Raw genomic sequence first — 23,371 nt, forward strand, 5'->3', positions numbered from 1 at the left:
CTTCGGTGCTTTCAGCTTCTCATTTCGTTCAGTCATGACCATTAGTGTCACTCCTTCAAATAGATCCGCAACCCCTTACACAGACCATCTGACACCCTCGTGTTGCTGCCGCACGCTCGCAAACTCACCGCGGCGCAGTTCGATGGCAAGGCTCGCAAGCTGCGGGAGCGGTTCCACCCCGACAGCATCACCGTTCGCCGCGCCCGGTGTCTGGCCGACCGCCGGGTGCAGTTCTTCCCCGACAAGGACGGCATGGCCACCCTCTGGCTGCGCGCGGCCGGCGACGACCTGCAAGGCGTCTATACCCGGGTCACCGATGCTGCGATCAGTCTGCAGGGCCCCGATGAGCCCCGCACCCTCAGCCAACTCCGCGCCGACGTCGCCATCGACCTGCTCCAGCAGGGCGTCACCGGCAGCGGCCTCGGCGCCGGCCTCACCGCCAACGTCAACATCACCGTCCCCGTCCTCACCCNCCTCGAAGGCTACGGCCCGATCGATCCGGAGACGGCCCGCCGGCTGGCTGGGACGGCGACGAGTTTTCTGCGCGTCCTCACTCACCCGCACACCGGCATCGTCCTCGACGTCAGCTCCACCCCGTTCCGCGTGCCCGCGGCGCTGAAGAAATACTTGCGCCTACGCGATGGAACCTGCCGGTTCCCCGGCTGCAACCGCTCCGCCGGCCACTCCGACCTTGACCACACCATCGATAAACAATTCGGCGGCCCCACCACCGCCACCAACCTCCACTTCCTCTCGCCCGCCCACCACAACCTCAAACACTTCTCCGATTGGAAAGCCGTCGCCGACCCCGACGGCACCGTCCACTGGACCAGCCCCGCCGGCAAACACTACGCCACCGACCCCGCCACCCGCATCAACCCACCGCAACAACAAACCGCGCCAGCACCACCCATGCCGGCCGAGCCGGCACCACCCGTGCCCGACCCCTGGAACACCGACTGGACCTCCGCCGGGAACTCCACCTGGAACACCGACAACCTCGACCTCGACACCGATCCTCAACCGTTCTAGGGCAAGTGATCCTCACCGGGTTCGTCGGTTCGGGGTGTACTCCGGCACCTTCGCCCGTTGCCGGCCAGAAAATTCACCTCGATAGACTGTGCCAACGTTCACCCCAACTCAACCGCAGCGACGCGGAAAGGTCTCTATGCCCCGCACGGATTCAACTGCTACACCCTCCGATCAGGGCGTGACGGTGTCAACGACCGGCACCGACGCATCCGCTTCGGCACACGCTGACGGCGAGGTGCGGCTGCAGCGGGACGGATCGCTGGCCCGCATCATCCTGAACCGGCCCAAGGCGCTCAACGCGCTGACCCACGGCATGATCCGGTCGATCACCGCAGCGCTCACCGACTGGGCCGACGACGAGACCGTGCAGACCGTGCTGCTCACCGGCAGCGGCGACCGCGCCCTGTGCGCCGGCGGCGACATCGTCTCGATCTACCGCGACGCCCGCACCCATCCAGACGAGAATGCCCGGTTCTGGGCCGATGAATACACCCTGAACGCGCAGATCAAGCGGTACCCCAAACCCTTCGTCGCCCTGATGGACCGCATTGTGCTCGGCGGGGGAGTCGGCCTCTCCGGCCACGCCTCACACCGCGTCGTGACCGAACGCACCCGACTCGGCATGCCGGAGACCACCATCGGTTTCGTGCCCGACGTCGGCGGTACCTACCTCTACTCGCGCACCCCCGGCGAGCTCGGCACCCATCTCGCCCTTACCGCCGCGACCATGACCGGTTCTGATGCGATCGCGCTCGGCCTGGCCGACAGTTTCGTCGACTCGACCCGGCTCGATTCCCTGGTCGATGCCCTCAAACGGATGCCCGTTGCCGCGGCCATCGCCGAGTACGCCGAGTCGACGGTGCCCGCGGCCCCGCTGCTGGCCGAGCGCACCTGGATCGACGAGTGCTACGCCGGCAATAGCCTGCCCGGGATCATCGATCGGCTGCAGAACTCTCCCGTTGCTGCGGCCCGCGACGCCGCCACGGCCATTCTGGCCAAGTCGCCCACCGCGCTCACGGTCACCCTCGAAGCCCTCCGCCGCGCCCGTGAACTCGACAGCCTCGAAGCGGTGCTCGAGCAGGAATACCGAGTCTCCCTGCGCATGGTGGCCGGCCACGATGTGGTCGAGGGCATTCGCGCCCAGGTCATCGACAAGGACCGCAACCCGAACTGGCAGCCGAGCAGCCTGGACGCCGTGTCCGGCACCGATGTGCAGGCGCACTTCGCGCCGTTGGGGGAGCGCGAGCTGCGCCTGCCACGCGTACACGTTCCCGCCGAGCCCGAAACGAGCGTGCAGCCAAGCACGAGCGTCGAGCCCGGCATGACCGGCGAAATCCACACGACCGGTGAACTCCGCCAGAACACCGAACGGAAGGCCACCGCATGAGCGACACAACCCAGACCGAAACTCTGACCGACGCCGACATCTACGAAAACATCCTGCTCGAGCGCCACGGCCGGGTCGGCGTGATCACGCTCAACCGCCCGAAGGCGCTGAACGCCCTCAACTTCGCCACCATGCAGGACGTCGTCGGTGCCGCCACCCGGCTCGACACCGACCCCTCGATCGGCGCGATCGTGATCACCGGTTCGGAGCGGGCCTTCGCGGCCGGCGCCGACATCAAGGAGATGGCGTCGATGAGCTACATGGATATGTACCTCCAGGACTGGTTCGCCGGCTGGGACAAGCTCGCCGCCGTGCGCACCCCGGTCATCGCCGCTGTTTCCGGCCACGCCCTCGGCGGCGGCTGCGAACTCGCCCTGATCTGCGATTTCATTATCGCCTCCGACACCGCGACGTTCGGCCAGCCCGAGATCAAGCTCGGCGTCATACCGGGCATGGGCGGATCCCAGCGCCTGACCCGCGCCGTCGGCAAGGCCAAGGCGATGGAGATGATCCTCACCGGCCGTACCATCGACGCCGTCGAAGCCGAACGGGCCGGTCTCGTCGCCCGCATCGTGCCCGCCGCCGACCTGCTGGCCGATGCCCTCGCGACCGCCACGGAGATCGCGGCCAAATCGGCACCGATCGCGATGCTCGCCAAGGACGTCGTCAACGCGGCGTACGAATCGATGCTGAGCGGCGGCATCCACTTGGAACGTCGCCTGTTTCATTCGGTGTTCGCGACTGAGGATCAGAGCGAGGGCATGGCCGCCTTCATCGAAAAGCGGTCACCGAATTTCACGAACCGCTAGCGACCACGCTTCCAGCTGTACTCATTCTCGGGCCGCCCGGGCGTGCCGTAGCGCGGCGCGCGTAGCACGAGACCGGTGTTGGCGAGATATTCCAGGTAGCGGCGCGCGGTCACCCGGGAGAGCCCCAGCGGCTCCATCAGCTCACTCGCCGAGACCGACGCGGTCTGGGCCTGCAGATAGGTGACCAGCGGATTCAGCGTCGAATCGGCCAGGCCCTTCGGCAGCGGAATATCGGTCGGCGCGCGCAGGCTCGCGAACGCGTTATCAACCGCCGACTGCGTCACAACGGATGCGTGCGCGTTCAGTTCCGCACGAAAGTCCCGGTAACTGGACAATTTCGCAGCGAAGGTCGAGTAGGTGAACGGCTTGATCAGGTACTGCACGACGCCGGCGGCGATCGCCCCGCGCACATTGTCGAGGTCGCGCACCGCGGTGATGGCGATGATATCCGTGGACAGACCGGCCGAACGGATGCGCCGGCTCACGTCGAGCCCGTGGCTGTCCGGCAGGTTCATGTCCATCAGCACGAGGTCGATCGGGGTGCCGGCCGAGGCGGCGGCCGCTACCCGGCGAAAGGCCTCCTGCCCGGTGCCGACCGTGGCGACGAGCTCGAACCCGGCCAGGCGACCGATGTAGACGGCGTGCGCCTCGGCGGCGAGTGGTTCGTCCTCGACGACGAGCACGCGAATCGGTGCTGAGTCAGTCATGATTGACCGCCGCAGCGAGCGTTTCGGGCGGTGTCGGTGTGGCCGTGGTGTCTGCTGCTGCGGGCAGAGGCGCTGCGGGCAGAGCAATCGCCGGAATCGTCACCGTGAACACGGCACCCTCGCGACGCCCGATGGTGAGTGTGCCACCGAGGCGCGTGACCGCCTGGCGCACCAAAGCCAAACCGAGGCCGCGGCCGCCGACCGTGCCAGTGCCCTTGGTGCTGAATCCCAGCCGCAGCACCTCATCGATGACATCGAGCGCCACACCGGCACCGCTGTCGGCCACCTCGATCACGACGGCCTGCTCGGTCGACGACACCGTGACCGATACGCGGCGTGGGTCGTCGCCGCCCGCCGCCGCATCGAGCGCGTTGTCGACCAGATTGCCGAGCACCGTCACGAGGTCCTGGATCGACAGCCCGGACTGCGCGAGCGTGCCGGACGCCGTGACGGTCAGGGTGATACCCAGTTCGTTGGCCTGTGCCGATTTGCCCATGATCAGGGCGCTGATCACCGGTTCGTCGACCGAGCCGACCATCTCGTCGGCGAGTCGCTGGCTCAATTCGAGGTCTTTTGTGGCGAATTCGAGTGCCTGCTCGGTGCGGCCGAGTTCCATCAGCGACACGATCGTGTGCAGCCGGTTGGAATGCTCGTGGGTCTGCGCTCGCAGTGCATCGGACAGGGTCCGCATTGACTGCAGCTCACTGCCCAGGTTCTGCAGATCGGTGTGGTCGCGAATCGTCGCCACGAACCCCATCGGTTCCGCCCGGGCACCCGCGTTCCCCGAGGCGGTCGCCGGCTCCTGGTTCACTACGAGTACTCGCGTGCCGGTCACATGAATCTCGTCGTGCGCGTTGCGGCCGCTCCGCAGCAGATCTCCGAGACTCGGCGGCAGGCTCAGGGCGGTCAAAGCCTGCGGTCGCTCGAAACTTCCCGCAGCCGGGCGCGGCGGAATCCCCAGCAGGGTGGCCGCCTGATCGTTGTAGAGCACGAGGTCACCGTGCAGATCGACTAGTACCAGACCCTCCCGCACGGAGTGCAGCACCGAGTCGTAGTAGACGAACAGTTGCGCGAGGTGCTCCGGTCCCCAGCCCAGGGTGACCCGGCGTAAGTAGCGCCCCAGCAGCCAGGTCACCACTGACCCCGACGTGAGGAGCCCGAGAGCCAGACCGAGCACCGAGGGTAACCGGGCGTTCAGGGCGATCGTGATGTTGCTCGTCGTGGTGCCGACCGCGACGAGCGCGCGCACGGTGCCGTCGGCATCCGTTACCGGCACCACGGCACGAACGGATGGCCCGAGGGTTCCGGTGCTGATTTCGGTGAAGGCGGTTCCGGAGAGTGCCGGAGCGATGGCGCCGATGTAGTCCCTGCCGATCTCGGTGTCGGTTGGGTGGGTCCACCGGGTACGGTCTGGGGCCATGATCGTGATGAAATCGAGCCCCGCATCGGCGCTCAACTCGAGCGTGTAAGGCTGCAGCGACGCGCTCGGGTCGGCCGACTCACTCGCCGCGAGCACGAGCGGACTGTCGGCGATGGCGGTGGCGACCGCGAGCATCCGGTTGCCGGTCTCGACGTAGCCGCGATCGCGCGCGTCGACGAAGAAGGCCGTTCCGACGAAGAGCGTGAGCATGACGATGAACAATGCGTGCGCGAAAAAGAGACGCCGAGCGATGCTCCATTCCTTACGCACTACCTGCCTCTTTCGTGAGCTCGTGAACAATATGACCGCAACCGTGCGCGAGCGGGGTGCGTCTACCAGTGTGGAATAAATTGCACCGACCGGAGCCCCTGGTGGATCAGGTTAAGCCTAGACATAGGAGTCTGACATGGCATCGACGCCATCAACCCGTACCAAACTCAACAAACCCGGCAAGCCCAAGAAGAGAATCGACTCGTCGCACTACCTCTACATGGCCGTCATCGTCGCGGTCGTGCTCGGCATCGTCGTCGGTTTGGTCTGGGGCGGACCCGAGGGTTTCGCGGTCTCGCTCAAGCCGCTTGGTGACCTGTTCATCGCCCTGATCAAGATGATGATCGCCCCGATCATCTTCTGCACGATCATCCTCGGTATCGGCTCCATCGCCAAGGCAGCCACCGTCGGCAAGATCGGTGGCCTCGCCCTCGGCTACTTCCTGGTCATGTCGACCTTCGCGCTCGGCATCGGACTGGTCGTGGGCAACATGATCCACCCGGGCGAGGGCATCAACTTGTCGGATGCCACCTTCGCCGCCACGGAATCGGCCGACACCAAATCGTTCCTGCTCGGGATCGTTCCCACCACCCTGTTCTCGTCGCTGACCAGCGGGAACATTCTGCAGACGCTGCTCGTGGCTCTCATCGCCGGCTTCGCGCTGCAGCGCATGGGCCCGGCCGGCAAGCCGATTCTCGATGGGCTGGCCCACGTGCAGGCCCTGGTCTTTCGCATTCTGATCATGGTCATGTGGCTCGCCCCGATCGGTGCATTCGGTGCGATCGCGGCGGTCGTCGGTGCCACCGGCATTCAGGCCGTAATCAGTTTGTTCACGCTCATGGCCGCCTTCTACATCACCTGCATCCTCTTCATCGTGGTCATCCTTGGCGGCCTCCTCAAGCTGGTCACGGGTGTGAACCTGTTCAAGCTCATGCGCTACCTCGGCCGGGAATACCTGCTCATCGTGTCGACGTCGTCGTCCGAAGCCGCGCTGCCGCGACTGATCGCCAAGATGGAACACCTCGGCGTCTCCAAGCCCGTCGTTGGAGTCACCGTGCCCACCGGCTACTCGTTCAACCTCGACGGTACCGCGATCTACCTCACCATGGCCTCGCTGTTCATCGCCAACGCGCTCGGTCAGCCGCTGGCCCTCGGCGAACAGATCGGGCTGCTCGTCTTCATGATTATCGCCAGCAAGGGCGCCGCCGGGGTCTCCGGCGCCGGCCTCGCAACACTGGCCGCGGGCCTGCAGGCCCACGCCCCGCAACTCGTCGGCGGCGTCGGCTTCATCGTCGGCATCGACCGTTTCATGTCTGAAGCTCGCGCGCTGACCAACTTCACCGGCAACGCCGTGGCAACCGTCATGATTGGCTCCTGGACCAAGGAACTCGACCGGGTGCAGGTTGACCGCGTGCTGGACAAGCTCGAACCGTTTGACGAACGCACCATGCTCACCCACGGTCACGTCAGCGTCGCCGACACCCAGCGCACCGAAGAGAAGGCCGCACAATCCCGGGTATTGGAACGCATTTGAGTCGAAAAGGCGAGTATTAGACTCGCGCTAAGGGTGTCGTCCGGAGGAATCCTCCCGGGCGGCACCCCTTTTTTTCTGCCCTTTCGGGCAACCGAAACCGGGGTGTGTTAGGATTGTTGACGGTCTTACAACCCTTCACCAGGACGCGCAGACGTAGCCACCATTTGAGATGGAACGGCCGCCTTCGTATGGTGCGGCACCGACGGATGCGATCCCATGATTGCTCCAGCCCGCGTTGATTGTCGCGTTTGGGCCGCTTGGCGCCAACCCGTCCGACAAGAGAGCACGCCCCAGTGTCAGCCGTGAAATCGGCTACGTTCGGCGTGCACCGGAGAACGCGTGACCGAGAGTTCAGAAACCATAGCCGTCAAGGCAGATCACCTCTACAAAGCATTCGGACGTCGTCCGCATGAAATCGTCAAGAAGCTCAAGGCCGGCAAGAGCCGCGCCGAAATCTCTTCCCTCGGGGTGGCCGCCGTCATCGACGCTTCCTTCGAGGTCAAGAGGGGCGAGATCTTCGTCGTCATGGGCCTGTCCGGCTCGGGCAAATCGACTCTCATCCGCATGCTCAACGGCCTGTGGGAGACGACCTCCGGCACCGTAACCGTTGGCGGCACGGACATCACCGACGTGTCGGCCAAGGAATTGCGCGACGTGCGCCGCAAGAGCATTTCCATGGTCTTCCAGCACTTCGCCCTGCTGCCACACCGCACCGTGATCGACAACGTGGCCTACGGCCTGGAGATTCAGGGCATGGGGCGAGCAGAACGCCTCGCCAAGGCCCAGACGATCATCGACCTCGTCGGTCTCGCTGGCTGGGCCGACAACCTGCCGTCCGAGTTGTCGGGCGGAATGCAGCAGCGAGTGGGCCTCGGACGAGCCCTCGCTGCCGACACCGACGTGCTGCTCATGGACGAAGCCTTCTCGGCCCTCGACCCGCTCATTCGCCGTGAGATGCAGGAGCAGCTCATCGAGCTGCAGGCCGCGCTCGGCAAGACCATCATTTTCATCACCCACGATCTCAACGAGGCCATGTTCCTGGGCGACCGAATCGCCGTCATGCGTGACGGGCGCATCGTGCAGATCGGCACGCCGGAAGAGATCCTGACCGACCCGGCCAACGACTACGTCGCCCAGTTCGTGCAGGACGTCGACCGGGCGCGCGTGCTCACCGCGACGACCGTCATGGAACCGGTTCGGGCTGTCGTCACCAAAACGGCTGGCCCGCGAGCCGCGCTCCGCACGATGCGAGACCTCCAGACATCCGTTGTTTTCGTGCTCAACCGCGACCGCAGTTTCGCCGGAATCGTGCGCGACCGCGACGTGCTCAAAATGGTCAAGGCCGGGGACGCCGACCTCCGAGCAATCATTCGAGACGATGCCACCACAGTTGCGCCCGATACTGCCCTTGTCGATCTCGTCGAGCCTTCCGTCGGCAGCGACCTGCCCATCGCAGTCGTCGACTCGAAGAATCGCTTGCTCGGAGTCATTCCGCGCGTCACCCTGCTCGCTGCAATTGGCAACGTCACCACGAGCACTGGTGAACTGCCGGTGATCCACCCGCCGGCGACTATTCCGGTCAACGTTATTACCGATATTTTGCGCGACACCGCGCTGGACGGAGCCGAAGCGTGAACGACTTCCGTATTCCCCTCGGCACCTTGATCGAATCCTTTATCGAATGGATCACGGTTACCTTCGGGTTTGTTTTTGCTTTCATTCGCCTGATTGTTGACGGTGCCTTCGGAGGCGTAGCCTTCGTGCTCGTCGCGCCGCCGTTTTACGTCATCATCGCGATCGCAGCGGCCATCGGCTTCGCCGTCCGCGGCTGGAAGTTCGCCGTGGGAACAGTGATCGGCCTCGGCCTCATTCTCGGTGTCAATCAGTGGGAAAACGCGATGTTGACCCTCGCCCTGGTTCTCGTGGCGAGCATCATCGCCATCGGGCTGAGTGTTCCGCTCGGTATTCTCGCGGCCAAATCTTCGGTCGCCTCGAGTGCCATCCGGCCGATGCTGGACTTTCTGCAGACTATGCCGGCCTTCGTCTACCTGGTTCCGGCCCTCATTCTGTTTCGGGTCGGCGAGGTTCCCGGCATCGTGGCGACCATCATCTTTGCCATGGCACCCGGTGTGCGGCTCACCGAACTCGGCATCCGCGGGGTCGACAAGGAGGTCGTCGAGGCCGGCCAGGCCTTCGGCGCGAGCCCGTGGCGTATCCTCAGGCAGATTCAGCTGCCGCTGGCAACGCCGACGATCATGGCCGGCATCAACCAGGTCATCATGCTGTCGCTCTCGATGGTCGTCATCGCCGGCATGGTCGGCGCCGGTGCTCTCGGCGGTGAGATTGTGGCGGCGCTGTCGCGTCTCGACGTCGCCCTCGGTTTCGAGGCCGGTCTCGCCGTGGTCATCTTGGCGATCTTCCTCGACCGTGTCACCGCCGCGCTCGGCAATGGAAGCACTCCGCTCGGACGTATGCTCGCTGCCCGTAAGGCCAATCGCGTGGCTGCGAACTCTGCAGCACAGCCGGCAAACGTGCCAGCATCGGCTCTCGTCTGACCTGGTCATTCCGAGTCCCTCCTCCCAACGGATGCCCCGCATCCGTTCCATGTGCGCAGGCTCCATGGGAGCTGGCGCACGCACCACGAGTCAATCCCCAGTCGCCCGCAGCGGGTGGCACGAAAGGAAGACGCATGAAAATTCGTTCAACACCCCTTATCGCCCTTGGAGCGGTTTCGCTCCTCGCCCTAGCGGGCTGTGCCGCCGAAACCGAGGTCGACACGGTCGGAAACGGCAACGACGACCAGAAGAACGTCACCCTCGCCGTGTTCAACGGCTGGGATGAAGGCGTCGCGGTCTCCGAGCTGTGGAAAGCCATTCTCGACGAGAAGGGTTACAACGTCGAACTCGAGTACGCCGACGTTGCCCCCGTCTACGAGGGCCTCTCCACTGGCGACTACGACCTCACCATGGACATCTGGCTGCCCGACACCCACGGCGAGTACCTCAAGACCTACGGCGACGAGATCACCGACCTGGGCGCCTGGAACAACGAGTCCAAGCTCACCATCGCGGTGAACGCGGACGCCCCGATCGACTCGCTCGCCGAACTGGCCGAGAACGCTGACCTGTTCGGCAACCAGATTGTGGGCATCGAAGCCGGCGCCGGCCTGACCGCTGCGACCCAAGACCGCGTCATTCCGTCTTACGGCCTCGAGGGCATGGAATTCACCACGTCGTCGACGGCGGCCATGCTGACCGAACTCAAGGCAGCCACGGATGCCGGCGAGAACGTCGTCGTGACCCTCTGGGAGCCGCACTGGGCTTACGGTTCGTTCCCGATCAAGAACCTCGAAGACCCCGAGGGGACCCTCGAGTCCGTCGAGAGCCTGCACTCCTTCGGCAGCGCCGACTTCTCGGAGAAGTTCCCCAAAGCCAGTAGCTGGATCGAAGGCTTCGAGATGGACCTCGAGACTCTGTACACCCTCGAAGAGGCCATGTTCGTCGACTACGACGGCTCGGACTACGCTCCGATCGTCGCCCAGTGGATCGAAGACAACCAGGAATACGTGGACGGCCTCACCAGCTAGTCACGGATTCTGAACGAAGAACGGCCCGCGTCCTCGGACGTGGGCCGTTCTGTTTATTGTCGCGGAGTAGAACTTGTCGATAGATACATGATTTTTTCATCACGTCGCCGTGGTCAGCCATCAGCTGTTCATGGAGTTACGGCGCGAATCTCGGTACAGCGGAGGTGGTGTCCGCCACGGGTGTTCGCCACGCCGGGTGTGGAATCCCCAACGCTTGTCGCTTAAGCGGAGTCGCGCCAGACGATAGGTGTCTGAAGAAGGATGCCGTCGGCGGGTTGCTCCTCGCCGCGCAGCTGGCCGAGCACGCACTCCGCTGCTCGCTCACCCAGACCGAAGGCCGGCTGGTGCACGGTCGACAGGTGTGGCTGGGTGCGCAGCGCCCAGGAACTGTCGTCGAATCCGACGATGCCGACGTCACCGGGCACGCTGCGCCCGGCATGGCGGAGCGCTTCGAGTGCTCCCGCTGCTACGGCGTCAGAAGCCGCGAACACGCCGTCAATCAGTGGGTCGCGTTCAAGCAGCGTGCACATGCCTTCAATCCCGTCGGTGAAGGTGTAGAGCGGTACTTGGGCGACGAGAGCAGGGTCGAAGCGGTCGCCCAGGGCATCCGTGAAGCCGGCGAGTCGGTCGGCGCCGGAATCGCGATCGAGTGCGGCTGCAATCATGCCGATGCGCTTGCGTCCGGTCTGCATGAGGCGTTCGGTGATCGCGCGCGCTGATGCCCGGTTGTCGATTCCTACGAATGGCAGCGGGCTCTGCTCTGGCGGATGTCCAACGAAAGCCGCCGGAAGACGCAGCTTCTCGATGACTCGGGTGGTTGGGTCTTCGCGGCGGGCGGAGACGATGATTACCCCGTCGACGAAACCGCCGCTGAGGTAGCGGGCGACGCGGTCGGTGTCGCGCTGGGAGTCGATGACGAGACTGACCATCTGGTAGTCCGAGTGGGAAAGCACGGTGTTGGCCCCGAGCAGGATGCCGCCGATGTTCGGGTCATCCAGAAATAGCGAGTGTGGCTCGTGCACAATGAAGCCGACCGCTTCTGAGCGCTGCATGACCAGACTGCGCGCTGCGTTGTTCGGTACATAACCGACCTTCTCGATGGCGGCTTCGATGGCGATGCGGGCTGACGCCGAGACGTAGGGTTCGTCGTTTACGACCCGACTGACCGTGCCGCGGGACACGCCAGCCTCCACGGCGACGTCGTGAATCGTCGCGCGTTTGCGTCGAGACGGAATTATCACCATTTGATAACTGTAACGCTCACGAACAACCGCCGCACTTGACACGACCGCCGGCGGATACTTAGTCTGTGTACGTTCACAGAAAACCCAATGGAGAGTTTTTTTCTTGATTCTGTGTACGTTCACAGAGCCGTCAACAGTGTGTCGCCAATACGGCTTGCACGCCACAGTCAGGGAGCGCATGAACTCGCGAGCAGCCACTTTGAACGAGACGGCCACGGCCACTCCGTTCGTGCACGAGGGCATCGCCTACGGCTGTGACTACAATCCCGAGCAGTGGGGGCCCGAGACGTGGACCGACGACGTGCGCCTGATGCGCGAGGCCGGCGTTGACCTCGTCGCCATCAATATCTTTGGCTGGTCCCACCTCGAACCGCGGGCGGGCGAATACGACTTTGCCACCCTCGACACGATTATCGAGCTCTTGCACGCCAATGGCATCCGGGTCAATCTCGGCACCGGCACCTCCTCGCCGCCGCCGTGGCTGACCACGCTCCACCCCGAGATGCTTCCGGTCACCGCCGAAGGCACCACCCGCTTCCCGGGCGGCCGCCAGGCCTGGTGTCCGAGTTCGGCCGTGTTCCGTGAGCACGCGCTCGCCCTGGTGGAGAAGGTCGCCGAGCGGTACGGCCGCCACCCGGCCGTCGCCCTCTGGCACGTGTCCAACGAACTGGGCTGCCACAACGCGCTGTGCTACTGCGATGACACCGCGGCTGCGTTTCGTCTCTGGCTGCAGGCGCGCTACGGCACGATTGACGCTCTCAACGCCGCCTGGGGTACTTCGTTCTGGAGCCAGCGCTACGGCGAGTGGGCCGAGATTCTTACCCCGCGGCTCACGCTGTCCAGCCGGAACCCCGGCCAGGTGCTCGACTTCCACCGATTCAGCTCGGCCGAACTGCTCGACTACTACCGCCTCGAGGCCGCGGTGCTGCGCCGCCACTCGAACGTGGCGGTGACCACCAATTTCATGGTCACCGCGCACATCCGTAACCTCGACTACTGGTCTTGGGCCGGCGATATGGACATCATCGCCAACGACCACTACCTCGACCATCGCCTCGCCGACCCAGCCATCGAACTCGCTTTCGCCGCTGACCTCACTCGTGGGCTCGCCCAGGGGGAGCCCTGGCTGCTCATGGAACAGGCCACCGGCGCCGTCAACTGGCAGCCGCACAACCTGGCCAAGGTGCCCGGCGAGATGACTCGCAATTCCCTCGCCCACGTCGCCCGCGGTGCCGATGGCATCTGCTTCTTCCAGTGGCGCGCCTCCCTACAAGGGTCAGAGAAGTTCCACTCCGCCCTGGTACCCCACGCTGGCACCGACACCGTGCTCTGGCGCGAGGTCGTGGCCCTGGGCGCGACCCTTGATCGCCTCGTCGAGGTCGCCGGCAGCCGGGTCGTCGCGGATGCTGCGATCATCTTCAGCTGGGAGGCCTGGTGGGCCGGCGACGGAGAGTCTCGCCCCTCCCATGCGGTGCGCTATCTCGACCAGGTGCACGCCGCCTACACGGCTCTGCACCAGCTCGGCGTCACGGTCGACATCGTCTCGCCCGACGCTGATTTCTCGGCCTACCGCCTCGTTGTCGCCCCGTGCCTCTACCTGATCTCTGACGAGCAGGCCCGGAACCTGGGTTCCTATGTTGCGGCCGGCGGCCACGCCCTGATCACTTTTTTCAGCGGCATCGTCGACGAAGACGACCGGGTGCGCTCCGGTGGCTACCCTGGCGCGTTCCGCGAGCTCCTCGGAATCACTGTGGAAGAATTCTCCCCGCTGCTGCCCGGACACGTTCTCACCCTCGACTCTGGCGCCGCCGCGAGCCTGTGGAGCGAACGCCTGCGGGTGGACACCGCCGAGGTGGTGGCGAACTACCTTGACGGGCCACTACCCGGAATCCCCGCCATCACTCGCAACGGTCACGGAAGCGGGACCGCCTGGTACGTTGCGACCGCGCTGGAGCCCGGAGCATTGAGGAACCTCATGCGCACGATTGCTGAGGAAGCACGCGTTACCGCGGTTGGCCCGGAGAGCGCGGGAACCATCGAAGTCGTTCGCCGAGTGAACGCCACCGGCAGCTACCTGTTCATCATCAACCACGGTCACGATGACGTTGAGCTTCCGGCCTCCGGCCATGAACTTGTCGTCGGAGAGCCCATCGGTCGAACCGTGCGCGTGCCGGCCGGCGCCGTCCGCGTGATTAGAGAGGACCCCGCATCATGAGCGCACCTGCCGTTCCTATAACGGATGCCCCGGGCGCCGCCGCCGGGAAGGGGCCCCGCGCCGCCAAGCCGCCAGGAGCAAAGCCGCGCGTGCAGCACAAGGGAGCGATCCTCGCGTTCGTGATCCCGTTCGGTGCACTGTTCGCCCTGTTCTACCTCCTGCCGATCGGCTATGCGATCTACCAATCGCTGCTCGTGATCGAGCGCGAGGGCACTTTCGGTCAAGCGACTCAGGTCTTCGGCGGACTCACCCAGTACATCCTGGTCTTCGAGAACGGGCCCTTCTGGGAGTCGATCGGCCGGGTGCTCGCCTTCGGCATCGTGCAGGTGCCGATCATGCTCGGCCTTGCACTGCTATTCGCCCTGCTGCTGGACTCGCCGCTCGTGCGCGGAAAAAAGTTCTTTCGGCTGGCGTTCTTTGTTCCCTACGCGGTGCCCGGCGTCATCGCCGCGATCATGTGGGGCTACCTCTACTCGCCCAACCTGTCACCGTTCAGTGCCGTCACCGAGAACATCAATTTCCTCTCGGCGGACCTCGTTCTCTGGGCCATCGCCAACGTCGTCACCTGGGTCTTCGTGGGATACAACATGCTCATTATCTACTCGGCGTTGTTGGCGATCCCGGCCGAGCTCTACGAGGCCGCCCGCCTCGACGGGGCCGGGCAGCTGCGCATCGCCTGGTCGGTCAAGATCCCGCTGATCATGCCGGCGATCGTCCTGACCGCGATCTTCTCGATCATCGGCACCCTGCAGCTGCTCGCCGAACCGCAGGTGTTCCGCAGCTTCAGCTCGGCCGTGACCAGCACGTTCACTCCGAACCTGACGGTGTACTCCACCTCATCGATCCCGAACTTCAACCTGGCCGCCGCGTTCTCCGTGGTGCTGGCCCTGGCCACGTTCATCCTCTCCTTCACGTTCCTGAAGTTCACGCAGCGGAAGGAAAGCAAGTGAGCACCCTGACCCCTACCAAGCCGGCACGCGGAATCCGTTCCTTCGAGGGCAAGACGCCGCGCGCGCAGCGAGAGAGCCCGTTCGCCCGGGTCAGCGCCATGATCGTCATGGGCGTCTTCACGCTCTATTTCCTGGTGCCGATCTGGTGGCTGCTTGTCGCGGCCTCGAAGAACCGCTCCGAGTTCAATAACACGAACCCGCTCTGGTTCGCTGACTTCTCCCTGTTCGAGAACATGGCAAACCTGGTGGCCTACCGCGACGGCGTCTACCTCAAGTGGATGCTCAACAGCGCGCTGTACGCCGGTGGCGGCGCCCTCGTGGGCACGCTCATCGCCGGAATGTGCGGGTACGCACTGGCCAAGTACAACTTCCCGGGACGCGAACTGATCTTCAACGTCGTGCTCGGCGGGGTGCTCGTGCCCGCCACGGCTCTGGCACTGCCGCTGTTCCTGATCTTCAGCCAGATCAGCCTGACCAACACGTTCTGGTCGGTGTTCCTGCCCAGCCTGGTCAGCCCGTTCGGGGTCTACCTCTCCCGCATCTACGCGTCGGCCAGCGTTCCCGACGAACTGATCGAGGCCGCCCGCCTCGACGGCGCCGGCGAACTGCGCACCTTCTTCACTGTCTCGGTGCGGATGATGGTGCCGGCCCTGGTCACCGTCTTCCTCTTCCAGTTCGTCGCCATCTGGAACAATTTCTTCCTGCCGCTGATCATGCTGCGCGACGAGACCCTGTTCCCGGTCACGCTCGGCCTCTACGCCTGGAACTCGCAGGTCAACCAGATCCCCGTGCTGCGCGATTACGTTCTGATCGGCGCTCTGCTGTCGATCATCCCGCTGATCATCATCTTCCTGTTGCTCCAGCGCTTCTGGCGAAACGGCCTCAGCGCCGGTTCGGTGAAGTAGCCAGCTTCACCCCTCGCTTTCCCCCCCCAGCTGCACCACCCCCACCCCACCCCACCCCACCCCAAGAGAAAAGAAGAATAATGCAGATCAAGAAGAGAGCAGCCACCGTCGCTTTGCTCACCGCAGCCACGGTCGTGCTGGCCGGCTGCGCGTCCGGCTCGACCGCGCAGGACGGCGGCGACGCCGCAGCCTGCGCACCCTCGGACGGCAAGGTTGATCTGACCTTTACGACCTGGATCCCTGGGATCGAGGACGTCGTCAAGATCTGGAACGAGGACAACCCCGACGTTCAGGTGAAGGTGCAGACCGGCCCGAACGGCAACGGCGGCACGTACCAGAACTTCTTTAACCAGCTCAAGGCCGGCAACGCGCCTGACCTCGGCCAGATCGAATACGATGCCCTCCCCAACTTTCGCGTGCAGGACGGACTGACCAACCTCGCTTCCTGCGAGGGTATGCTCGATGCTCAGGACAACTTCGTGGATTGGACCTGGGGTCAGGTCAACTTCGGTGAAGCAGACGCCGTTTACGCGGTGCCTCAGGATGCCGGGCCCATGGCCATGTTCTACCGCGCAGATCTCTTCGCGGCCAACAACATTGCGATCCCCACCACCTGGGAAGAGTTCGCCGTTGCCGCAGAGGCCGTGCGCGCCACCGGTGGATACATCACCAACTTCTCGCAGAGCGACATCAACCAGTTCGCCGGATTCGTCTGGCAGGCCGGCGGAAGCTGGTTCGAGAACGATGGTGATAACTGGACCATCGACCTGACCAGCCCGGAGTCCGTCAAGGTTGCCGACTATTGGCAGGACCTGATCGACCGCGACCTCGTCTCGACCAACCCGCCGTGGACCGACGAGTGGAACAACGCCTACAACACCGGCTCCAACTGGACCTGGAACTCCGCAGCCTGGGGTGCGAACTCCATTGCCAGCGGCGCTCCGGACACCGCCGGCAACTGGTCCGTCGCCCTCTCACCGCAGTGGGCTTCCGGCGACAACGCCGCCGGAAACTGGGGTGGCTCGTCGACCGCGGTCTTCAAGGGCTCGAAGCACCCGTACGAGGCTGCCCAGTTCGCGCTGTGGCTGAACACCTCTGACGAGGCGCTCACGATGCTGAACGAGTCGGCCAACCTGTACCCGGCCGCCAAGAGCGGCCTGGAACTGCCGGCCCTCAAGGAAGGCGTTGAGTTCTACGGTGGCCAGCCCATCTATGACGTGTTCGCCGAGGCGTCAGCTCAGGTATCGCCCGACTTCGTCTGGGGCCCAACCATGACGCAGGTGTACAACGACACCTCGGACGGCTTCAAGGGCGCTGTCACGGGTAATGGCACCCTGACGGAGGCTCTCACGAGCGCTCAGCAGAGCACGATCAACGCTCTCGAGGCTCAGTCGATCCCGGTCAACAAGTAGCATCAGTTCTACTGTGCCCATTTCCTACCTCCGTGCCGCGGGCACCAGCCTGGTGCTGGACGCCCGCGGCACGGGGGTGCCCGTCATCGTGCACTGGGGTGCCGACCTGGGCGATTTGAGCGCCGCTATGCTGACGACGTTGGCCGACGCATCCGTGCCGGCGATCGCGCCAAGCTCGATCGACGTGCCTCTGCGGCTCACCCTGCTGCCCACCCTCGCGCAGGGGTGGAGCGCACGCCCGGGAATCAGCGGTTTCCGGCCGCGCCTGGGCAGCCCGGCCATCGACCTTAGCCTGGTCGACGTTCGGGCCGGTGAGCGCCCCGCGGGGCGCGCCGCATTGCCCGGTACCCAGACCCTGACACTCTTGCTGGCCGATGCCGCCGCCCAGATATCCGTGCGCACTGACCTTGAACTCTCGGTTCAGGGGGTGCTTCGGCTGCGCCACACCGTGACCAATACGAGTACCGCCGCCGGCGATGCAGCATTCGAACTCGGTTCGCTCGACGTCATCCTGCCAATTCCCGGTCGGGCCGGCGAACTGCTTGACTTCACCGGGCTGTGGACTCACGAGCGCCGGCCGCAACGCAGCATCCTTGGCCACGGCGTGTGGAGCCGGGAGTCCCGACACGGCCGTCCCGGGCATGACGACTCCTTTCTCATGGTGGCCGGAACACCCGGATTCGGTTTCCGTTCCGGTGAAGTGTGGTGCACCCACCTCGCCTGGAGCGGTGACAAGCGCGCCTGGGCGGAGAACAGCCCCTTGGGCTTTTCGGTGCTCGGAAGCGGTGAACTGCTGGCTCCCGGCGAGCTGGGTGTGGCCGCCGGTGAGAGTTACAGCACCCCCTGGACCGTTGCCGCATACTCGGAGGCTGGGCTCGACGGGCTGTCGGCGCGGCTGCATCCGTGGATCCGATCGTGGTCAACTATTAGGACGCCGCGCCCAGTCGTGCTGAACACGTGGGAGGCCGTCTACTTCAAGCACGACCTGCCGACTCTGGCTCGACTTGCGGATGCCGCGGCGCAGGCCGGCGTGGAACGATTCGTCCTCGACGACGGCTGGTTCACCAATCGTCGGGATGATCGCCGTGCCCTCGGCGACTGGTTCGTCGACCCCGTGACCTGGCCCCATGGCCTGCATCCTCTGATCGAACATGTGCACGCGGCCGGCCTGGATTTTGGCCTCTGGGTCGAACCAGAGATGGTGAGTCTCGATTCGGAGGTGGCCCGTGCGCACCCGGAGTGGGTGCTCGGTGGAGTCTCCGAACCCGCCGCCGGTGAAACAGCGGCGCTGACCTGGCGGTTCCAGCGCGTGCTCGACCTTGGCCATCCGGAGGCCTTTGCGTGGGTCTTGGCACGGCTCACCGCCCTGCTCACGGAGTACCCGATCGCCTACCTGAAGTGGGACCACAACCGCGATCTGCTGGCCGGTTCCGCGCACCGGCAGACGGCGGCGCTGTACCGGCTCATCGATGCGGTACGCGCGGCGCATCCGGGCGTCGAGATCGAGTCCTGTGCGTCAGGGGGAGCCCGGATCGACCTGGGTATCCTCGAGCGCGTCGACCGGGTCTGGACCAGCGATACCAACGACCCGCTCGAGCGACAGCAGATCCAGCGCTATACGGGCGTGCTCGTGCCGCCGGAATACCTCGGCGGGCATCTCGGTGCGGCCACGGCGCACACCACCGGACGCACCTCCGAGCTCAGCTTCCGACTGGCGACTGCCCTGTTCGGCAGCGCCGGCATCGAGTGGGACCTCACCAGCGCCAACGCCGAGGAGCTCGGGCAGATCGCTGAGTGGATCACGCACTATAAGCGCCTGCGCCTCCTACTGCACTCCGGCGTCGTTGTGCGGGCCGACCCCAGCGACCCGGCTCTCGAATTGCACGGCGTCGTCTCGCCCGACCAGAACACGGCCCTCTTCGCCCAGGTGGCCCTCACCGCCCCGCGTTCGGCGCTGCCCGAACGGATGCGGTTTCCCGGGCTCGCGCCAGAGCGGCGCTACCGAGTGTCGCCTCTGCTGCTCGGAAGCGCCCCGCGCGCAATTCAGGATGCACCGCCGGCATGGAATGCCGCGGGTGGAGGCTCAAGCGCCGCTTCACCGACCGTCGACGACGCTGCCAGTGGCAGTGTCGGAGGTTCGGTAACGCTGACCGGAGCGGTGCTCGCCCGCGTCGGGCTGACCGCGCCGCTGCTTGCCCCGGAGCAGGCCGCACTCTTCGCGGTCGACGCGGTCGACTGAGCGATTCTGCCTGTGCCTGGTGTTACGCGGCTTCGAGCTCGCGCACCTGCTGCAGCCAGACGTCGAACAGGTCGCTGTCGAAGTCGTCGACGCTCTTGAGCTTGTACTCGCTCATTTCGGCCGACCCGCTCGCGTTGAGCTTGCCCGAGTCATCGGTGATGGCCTGTCCTCGCCAGAACAACACGGTGACGAAGGTGGGGTACGCCTTGAATCCGGCGACCGGTAGGTCATCGTCGAGCCAGACCGGATGTCCGTGCCACAGTTCCGTCGAGGTCTCCGGCAGGGCCAGGTCGAACTTGTCCCGGAGCAGGCCGACGACGGTCGCGAGCGGCTCGGCCGGCACGGCCACGTACTCGGCGATGGTCGTCGGCTTGGCAGCGGCTGCGACAGTGGCGATAGCCGGGGCGTCGACGTGGAATTCGGTGGGGGCGGAAGTGAGCGTGGATGTCAGGTGAATAGCCTCTTTCGATGCTGGAGTTCAGGCCCGGCGAGGTGCCGGACAGGTTCGTTACTGCTTCCACACTCTCACGGAATTCGCGTTCGAGGCTGGGCAGACACTCAGGAACAGCGCTTCCAGGCACAGGAAAAAGCGCCGCCCGCCGACCGGATGGTCGACGGGCGGCGCCCGATGAAACTACAGGTTCTAGGCCGCCGGACCACCGGCAACGGCGAGGATGTCAATGACGAACACCAGGGTGTCGGTACCGGAGATGCCCTGGGTACCCTCCTCGCCATAGCCGAATTCCGGCGGAATCACGGCCAGGACCTGGGAACCGACGGTCTGACCGACCAGAGCTTCGGTGAAGCCGGCGATCACGCCGTTGGTCGGGAACAGGCTGTAGTCGGCCCGGCCCCAGGAGGAATCGAAGGTTTCGCCGGTGGCCCAGAGGGCACCGGTGTAGGCGACGGCCACGCTCGCGCCATCGGTCACGACTTCTCCGTCACCGGTCTTCAGGTTCGTGATCTTCAGGTCGGTGGGAGCGTCGGTGGCGGGGATGGTGATGGTCGGTGCGCCGTCATCGGCGAGGGCCACGGTGGGGAAGCCGTCTTCGACGGGCTGGTCCTCGCCGGAGGCCTGGGTCGGGACATCCTCGATCACGCTGATGACGTCCATCACGAAGATGACCGGCTCGCCGGCGGCGACGCCGGTCGTGCCCTGGTCGGCGAAGGCATCCGCTGCCGGGCTCACGGTGACAATGCGTTCACCCTCGACAGCGCAATTGGCTGAACGCACCAGGCCCGGCAGAAAGCTCGTGTCATTGATCGGAATCACGAGGCTGGCACCGTCGGTGTTGTAGGTCGTCGGCTGAATGACCTCTTCGGTCTTGGCGTTGTACAGGGTGATCGCCACCTCGACGATCGAGTCCGTCTTGGCGGTGTCGGTTCCGGTGCCCTTGATGGCGACCGTGCGCTGCGAAGCCGTCGGCTCCAGTGGTGCATCGATCGAGATGTCGAGCGGAGCGCCGAAGTCACCGGTGACCTTCACGCTATCGGAGAGTTTGCCCGACTCGGTGCAGTCGGCCGAGGGGGAGCTGGCGGCAGCGGCATCCGTTGTTTTGGTCGTGTCGCTGCTTCCGCAGGCGGTGAGCGCGAGCGTCAGGCCCACAATGGTCAGCAGGGCGGGGATTTTCGACACGGGGCCTCTTTCGAGAACGTAGCAAGTTGGCAGGCAATTGTTCGGTTGGCGCGAACGGCCAAGTGCCTACTCTGCCACGCCTCGCCTAGGAGCGGGCTGAATGGCGCGCGGTTGCGCGATTCAGTCGTCGAGACCGCGCGCGATCAGCGCCTCGCCGAGAGCATCCGCTGCATAAAGTGAGCGCACCACCACCGGTACTGCGATCGACATGAGCGACCACTGCGTACCGCGCGCGGTGCGCGCCTCGAGTACCTCCCGCACGATGTCACTGACCAGCGGAATACAGCGAATGGTGAGGGCCACGAGCAGTCCTACCCTGTCGGGGTCAATGAACCGTCGAAAAGGGCGCAGCAGCGTCTGGAACGCTTCGAGCACCGCCGTGACCGTTGTGGTCATGGTGAACAGGGCGGCGAGGGCGACGGCAACCAGCAACCGGCCAGCCATGAGGGCAGCGACGAGCCAGCCGGAGAGCAGCCCCTGGATGGGCACGGCGATTAGCAAAATGAACAGAATCGGCATGATCTGCCCCGCGGCGGCTCGCACCGGAACGTGGGCGATCACAAACAGGAGCACGACCCCGGCCACGGCGCCGCCGATAAGGCGGAGGTCGGGCGAGGTTCCGATCACGACGACACAGAGCGAGAGCAGAAACAGCTTGAGCAGCGTCGGCGCGCGGTGAATGAACGAGCTGCCGGGGCTGTACAGCCCGATCATGCGAGCAGGGCGCGATAGGCCGCGAGCGACCGTTCCGGCGTGCCGTCGGCCACGACTTCGCCCTCCTCGATCACGATCACCCGGTCGAATTCTTCGACCAGGTGCAGGTGATGGGTGACCACGATGACCTGCTGGGGGAGCGTCTGCAACAGTTCGCTGATGCGCCGCACATTGCGGGCGTCGAGCAGAGTGGTCGGTTCATCGGCGATAATCGTCGCCGGCTCGGCGACCAGCACGGCGGCGAGAGCCAACAGCTGTTTCTGCCCGCCGGACAGGCGATGCGCCGGATGATCGGCGTGCTCGCTCAGCCCGAACTGAGCGAGCGCGGCCGTCGTGCGCTCGTCGATCTGCCGCTTGTCGAGGCCGCGGCGTCGCAGCGTGAAGGCGACGTCTTCTCGTACCGTGGGCATCACGATCTGGTTGTCGGGGTTGGTGAAGATGAACCCGATCTTGCGCCGCACGTCGCGGGCGTGCCGGCCCACAGTCTGCCCGTCGACTGTCACGGTGCCGATCTGCGGGGTGATGAGCCCGTTGATCAGGCGCACCAGGGTGGACTTGCCCGAGCCGTTCGCGCCGACGATACCGATGCGCTGCTCGGTCAGGTGCAGGTTCACATCACGCAGCACAGAGCGGGCGCCGAACGCATGCGAAACCTGCTCGAAGCGGATGCTGCTCACGCGCGGCCCTGGTGCCCCAACGGCCGCGCGATCAGGCCGGGGTAGGCCTTGTGTACCTGGCGGGCGACCAGCACAGTCACGATGACCTTGATCAGGTCGCCGGGCAGGAAGGCGACGTTCAGGCTGATCGCAGTCCAGAGCGGCAGCCCGAGATTGATGGCCATGACCGGAATGCCCAGGAGATAGACCGCGACGATGCCGCCGAGAATGGTGGCACCGAGGGCCGGCCAGAACGGGTACTTCGGCAGCAGCCGGGCGGTGAGATAGCCGGTGACGAAAGCACCGAGCAGCCAGCCGTACAGGTAGCCGGCAGCCGGGCTGACGGTGAACACGCCGATTCCACCGCGGGCGCCGGCGAGTAGGGGCAGCCCGACCGCGGTCAGCACGAGGAACAACAGCACGGCGAGGGTTCCCTTGCGCGGGCCGAGAATGGCGCCGGCGAGCATCACGCCGAGGGTCTGCATCGTGATCGGCACGGGGCCGATATTGAGCGGTCCCGGCAGGCCGAGCGCGGCGATGAGGGCGGCGAAAATAGCGATCTGGGCAAGATCACGGGCGGGCAGAATGCGACGAGCCGGAGCGCTCGAGCGGATGGTGTCGGTCATGTTTTCAATTTAGATTTCGGCAGGTACCC

20 protein-coding genes are annotated in these 23,371 nt (G+C 65.2%); 12 read left to right on the forward strand and 8 right to left on the reverse strand.

Annotation, left to right across the window (positions count from 1 at the left end; genetic code table 11):
* Positions 1 to 99: 99 nt before the first annotated feature.
* The 3 genes from E3T43_RS10575 (at position 100) to E3T43_RS10585 (ending at position 3,228) form a co-directional block, all read left to right on the forward strand.
* Positions 100 to 1,032, forward strand: coding sequence for an HNH endonuclease signature motif containing protein (locus E3T43_RS10575; RefSeq protein ID WP_166791306.1), 933 nt, complete (start codon positions 100 to 102; stop codon positions 1,030 to 1,032).
* A gap of 178 nt (positions 1,033 to 1,210) precedes the next feature.
* A complete protein-coding gene (locus E3T43_RS10580) occupies positions 1,211 to 2,419 on the forward strand; it encodes an enoyl-CoA hydratase/isomerase family protein (RefSeq protein WP_241978933.1) in 1,209 nt (402 codons plus the stop codon).
* Entirely contained in the window at positions 2,416 to 3,228 is an 813-nt protein-coding gene (locus E3T43_RS10585) for an enoyl-CoA hydratase (protein ID WP_198414346.1), read from the forward strand. Before E3T43_RS10580 ends, E3T43_RS10585 begins: the two co-directional genes overlap by 4 nt.
* Here E3T43_RS10585 and E3T43_RS10590 read toward each other — a convergent pair.
* Complete coding sequence (locus tag E3T43_RS10590) at positions 3,225 to 3,935, reverse strand: response regulator (protein WP_134442717.1); 711 nt, start codon at positions 3,933 to 3,935, stop codon at positions 3,225 to 3,227. The genes E3T43_RS10585 and E3T43_RS10590 overlap by 4 nt on opposite strands.
* Positions 3,928 to 5,625 (reverse strand): sensor histidine kinase, encoded by a 1,698-nt coding sequence (locus E3T43_RS10595; RefSeq protein WP_134472434.1) that lies wholly within the window; start codon positions 5,623 to 5,625, stop codon positions 3,928 to 3,930. Before E3T43_RS10595 ends, E3T43_RS10590 begins: the two co-directional genes overlap by 8 nt.
* Before the next feature lie 136 nt (positions 5,626 to 5,761).
* Here E3T43_RS10595 and E3T43_RS10600 point away from each other — a divergent pair, with 136 nt between their 5' ends.
* The 4 genes from E3T43_RS10600 to E3T43_RS10615 all read left to right on the forward strand — a co-directional run bounded on the left by E3T43_RS10600 (position 5,762) and on the right by E3T43_RS10615 (position 10,745).
* Positions 5,762 to 7,159, forward strand: a complete 1,398-nt coding sequence (locus tag E3T43_RS10600) for a cation:dicarboxylate symporter family transporter (protein ID WP_134472435.1) — start codon at positions 5,762 to 5,764, stop codon at positions 7,157 to 7,159.
* Positions 7,160 to 7,498: 339 nt separating this feature from the next.
* On the forward strand, positions 7,499 to 8,794 hold the full coding sequence (locus E3T43_RS10605; protein WP_134472436.1) for a glycine betaine/L-proline ABC transporter ATP-binding protein: 1,296 nt from the start codon (positions 7,499 to 7,501) through the stop codon (positions 8,792 to 8,794).
* Positions 8,791 to 9,714, forward strand: a complete 924-nt coding sequence (locus E3T43_RS10610) for a proline/glycine betaine ABC transporter permease (RefSeq protein WP_134442633.1) — start codon at positions 8,791 to 8,793, stop codon at positions 9,712 to 9,714. Before E3T43_RS10605 ends, E3T43_RS10610 begins: the two co-directional genes overlap by 4 nt.
* A gap of 134 nt (positions 9,715 to 9,848) precedes the next feature.
* Positions 9,849 to 10,745 carry a glycine betaine ABC transporter substrate-binding protein gene (locus E3T43_RS10615; RefSeq protein WP_134472437.1) on the forward strand — a complete coding sequence of 299 codons (897 nt, stop codon included), beginning with the start codon at positions 9,849 to 9,851 and terminating at the stop codon, positions 10,743 to 10,745.
* A gap of 221 nt (positions 10,746 to 10,966) precedes the next feature.
* Here the strand turns inward: E3T43_RS10615 and E3T43_RS10620 are convergent, their stop codons facing one another.
* A complete protein-coding gene (locus E3T43_RS10620) occupies positions 10,967 to 11,989 on the reverse strand; it encodes a LacI family DNA-binding transcriptional regulator (RefSeq protein ID WP_134472438.1) in 1,023 nt (340 codons plus the stop codon).
* A gap of 178 nt (positions 11,990 to 12,167) precedes the next feature.
* Between E3T43_RS10620 and E3T43_RS10625 the strand changes: the two genes are divergently transcribed.
* The 5 genes from E3T43_RS10625 to E3T43_RS10645 all read left to right on the forward strand — a co-directional run bounded on the left by E3T43_RS10625 (position 12,168) and on the right by E3T43_RS10645 (position 19,710).
* A complete protein-coding gene (locus E3T43_RS10625) occupies positions 12,168 to 14,204 on the forward strand; it encodes a beta-galactosidase (RefSeq protein WP_134442630.1) in 2,037 nt (678 codons plus the stop codon).
* A complete protein-coding gene (locus E3T43_RS10630; RefSeq protein WP_134472439.1) occupies positions 14,201 to 15,154 on the forward strand; it encodes a carbohydrate ABC transporter permease in 954 nt (317 codons plus the stop codon). Before E3T43_RS10625 ends, E3T43_RS10630 begins: the two co-directional genes overlap by 4 nt.
* Positions 15,151 to 16,059 carry a carbohydrate ABC transporter permease gene (locus E3T43_RS10635; RefSeq protein ID WP_370449939.1) on the forward strand — a complete coding sequence of 303 codons (909 nt, stop codon included), beginning with the start codon at positions 15,151 to 15,153 and terminating at the stop codon, positions 16,057 to 16,059. The genes E3T43_RS10630 and E3T43_RS10635 overlap by 4 nt, the downstream gene beginning before the upstream one ends.
* Before the next feature lie 80 nt (positions 16,060 to 16,139).
* Positions 16,140 to 17,471 (forward strand): extracellular solute-binding protein, encoded by a 1,332-nt coding sequence (locus E3T43_RS10640; protein ID WP_134472440.1) that lies wholly within the window; start codon positions 16,140 to 16,142, stop codon positions 17,469 to 17,471.
* Between the two features lie 13 nt (positions 17,472 to 17,484).
* Positions 17,485 to 19,710 (forward strand): alpha-galactosidase, encoded by a 2,226-nt coding sequence (locus tag E3T43_RS10645; protein WP_134472441.1) that lies wholly within the window; start codon positions 17,485 to 17,487, stop codon positions 19,708 to 19,710.
* Between the two features lie 22 nt (positions 19,711 to 19,732).
* Here the strand turns inward: E3T43_RS10645 and E3T43_RS10650 are convergent, their stop codons facing one another.
* The 5 genes from E3T43_RS10650 to E3T43_RS10670 form a co-directional block, all read right to left on the reverse strand.
* Positions 19,733 to 20,059: a DUF1801 domain-containing protein gene (locus tag E3T43_RS10650; protein ID WP_166788548.1), complete on the reverse strand. Its 327-nt coding sequence runs from the start codon at positions 20,057 to 20,059 to the stop codon at positions 19,733 to 19,735.
* Positions 20,060 to 20,353: 294 nt separating this feature from the next.
* Positions 20,354 to 21,346, reverse strand: a complete 993-nt coding sequence (locus tag E3T43_RS10655; protein ID WP_134472442.1) for an FKBP-type peptidyl-prolyl cis-trans isomerase — start codon at positions 21,344 to 21,346, stop codon at positions 20,354 to 20,356.
* 120 nt (positions 21,347 to 21,466) lie between these two features.
* A complete protein-coding gene (locus tag E3T43_RS10660) occupies positions 21,467 to 22,060 on the reverse strand; it encodes an energy-coupling factor transporter transmembrane protein EcfT (protein ID WP_134472443.1) in 594 nt (197 codons plus the stop codon).
* Positions 22,057 to 22,737 carry an energy-coupling factor ABC transporter ATP-binding protein gene (locus E3T43_RS10665; protein WP_134472444.1) on the reverse strand — a complete coding sequence of 227 codons (681 nt, stop codon included), beginning with the start codon at positions 22,735 to 22,737 and terminating at the stop codon, positions 22,057 to 22,059. The genes E3T43_RS10660 and E3T43_RS10665 overlap by 4 nt, the downstream gene beginning before the upstream one ends.
* Positions 22,734 to 23,342 (reverse strand): biotin transporter BioY, encoded by a 609-nt coding sequence (locus tag E3T43_RS10670; protein WP_134472445.1) that lies wholly within the window; start codon positions 23,340 to 23,342, stop codon positions 22,734 to 22,736. The genes E3T43_RS10665 and E3T43_RS10670 overlap by 4 nt, the downstream gene beginning before the upstream one ends.
* Positions 23,343 to 23,371 lie beyond the last annotated feature (29 nt).

It is taken from the genome of Cryobacterium sp. Hh7 (assembly GCF_004403155.1).
Taxonomy (GTDB): Bacteria; Actinomycetota; Actinomycetes; order Actinomycetales; family Microbacteriaceae; genus Cryobacterium; species Cryobacterium levicorallinum.

Excerpts from the sequence above, each read along its gene's own strand:
- E3T43_RS10585 (WP_198414346.1), top strand. The coding sequence starts at position 2,416 with ATGAGCGACACAACCCAGACCGAAACTCTGACCGACGCCGACATCTAC.
- E3T43_RS10590 (WP_134442717.1), bottom strand. The coding sequence starts at position 3,935 with ATGACTGACTCAGCACCGATTCGCGTGCTCGTCGTCGAGGACGAACCA.
- E3T43_RS10600 (WP_134472435.1), top strand. The coding sequence starts at position 5,762 with ATGGCATCGACGCCATCAACCCGTACCAAACTCAACAAACCCGGCAAG.
- E3T43_RS10615 (WP_134472437.1), top strand. The coding sequence starts at position 9,849 with ATGAAAATTCGTTCAACACCCCTTATCGCCCTTGGAGCGGTTTCGCTC.
- E3T43_RS10620 (WP_134472438.1), bottom strand. The coding sequence starts at position 11,989 with ATGGTGATAATTCCGTCTCGACGCAAACGCGCGACGATTCACGACGTC.
- E3T43_RS10625 (WP_134442630.1), top strand. The coding sequence starts at position 12,168 with ATGAACTCGCGAGCAGCCACTTTGAACGAGACGGCCACGGCCACTCCG.
- E3T43_RS10630 (WP_134472439.1), top strand. The coding sequence starts at position 14,201 with ATGAGCGCACCTGCCGTTCCTATAACGGATGCCCCGGGCGCCGCCGCC.
- E3T43_RS10640 (WP_134472440.1), top strand. The coding sequence starts at position 16,140 with ATGCAGATCAAGAAGAGAGCAGCCACCGTCGCTTTGCTCACCGCAGCC.
- E3T43_RS10660 (WP_134472443.1), bottom strand. The coding sequence starts at position 22,060 with ATGATCGGGCTGTACAGCCCCGGCAGCTCGTTCATTCACCGCGCGCCG.
- E3T43_RS10670 (WP_134472445.1), bottom strand. The coding sequence starts at position 23,342 with ATGACCGACACCATCCGCTCGAGCGCTCCGGCTCGTCGCATTCTGCCC.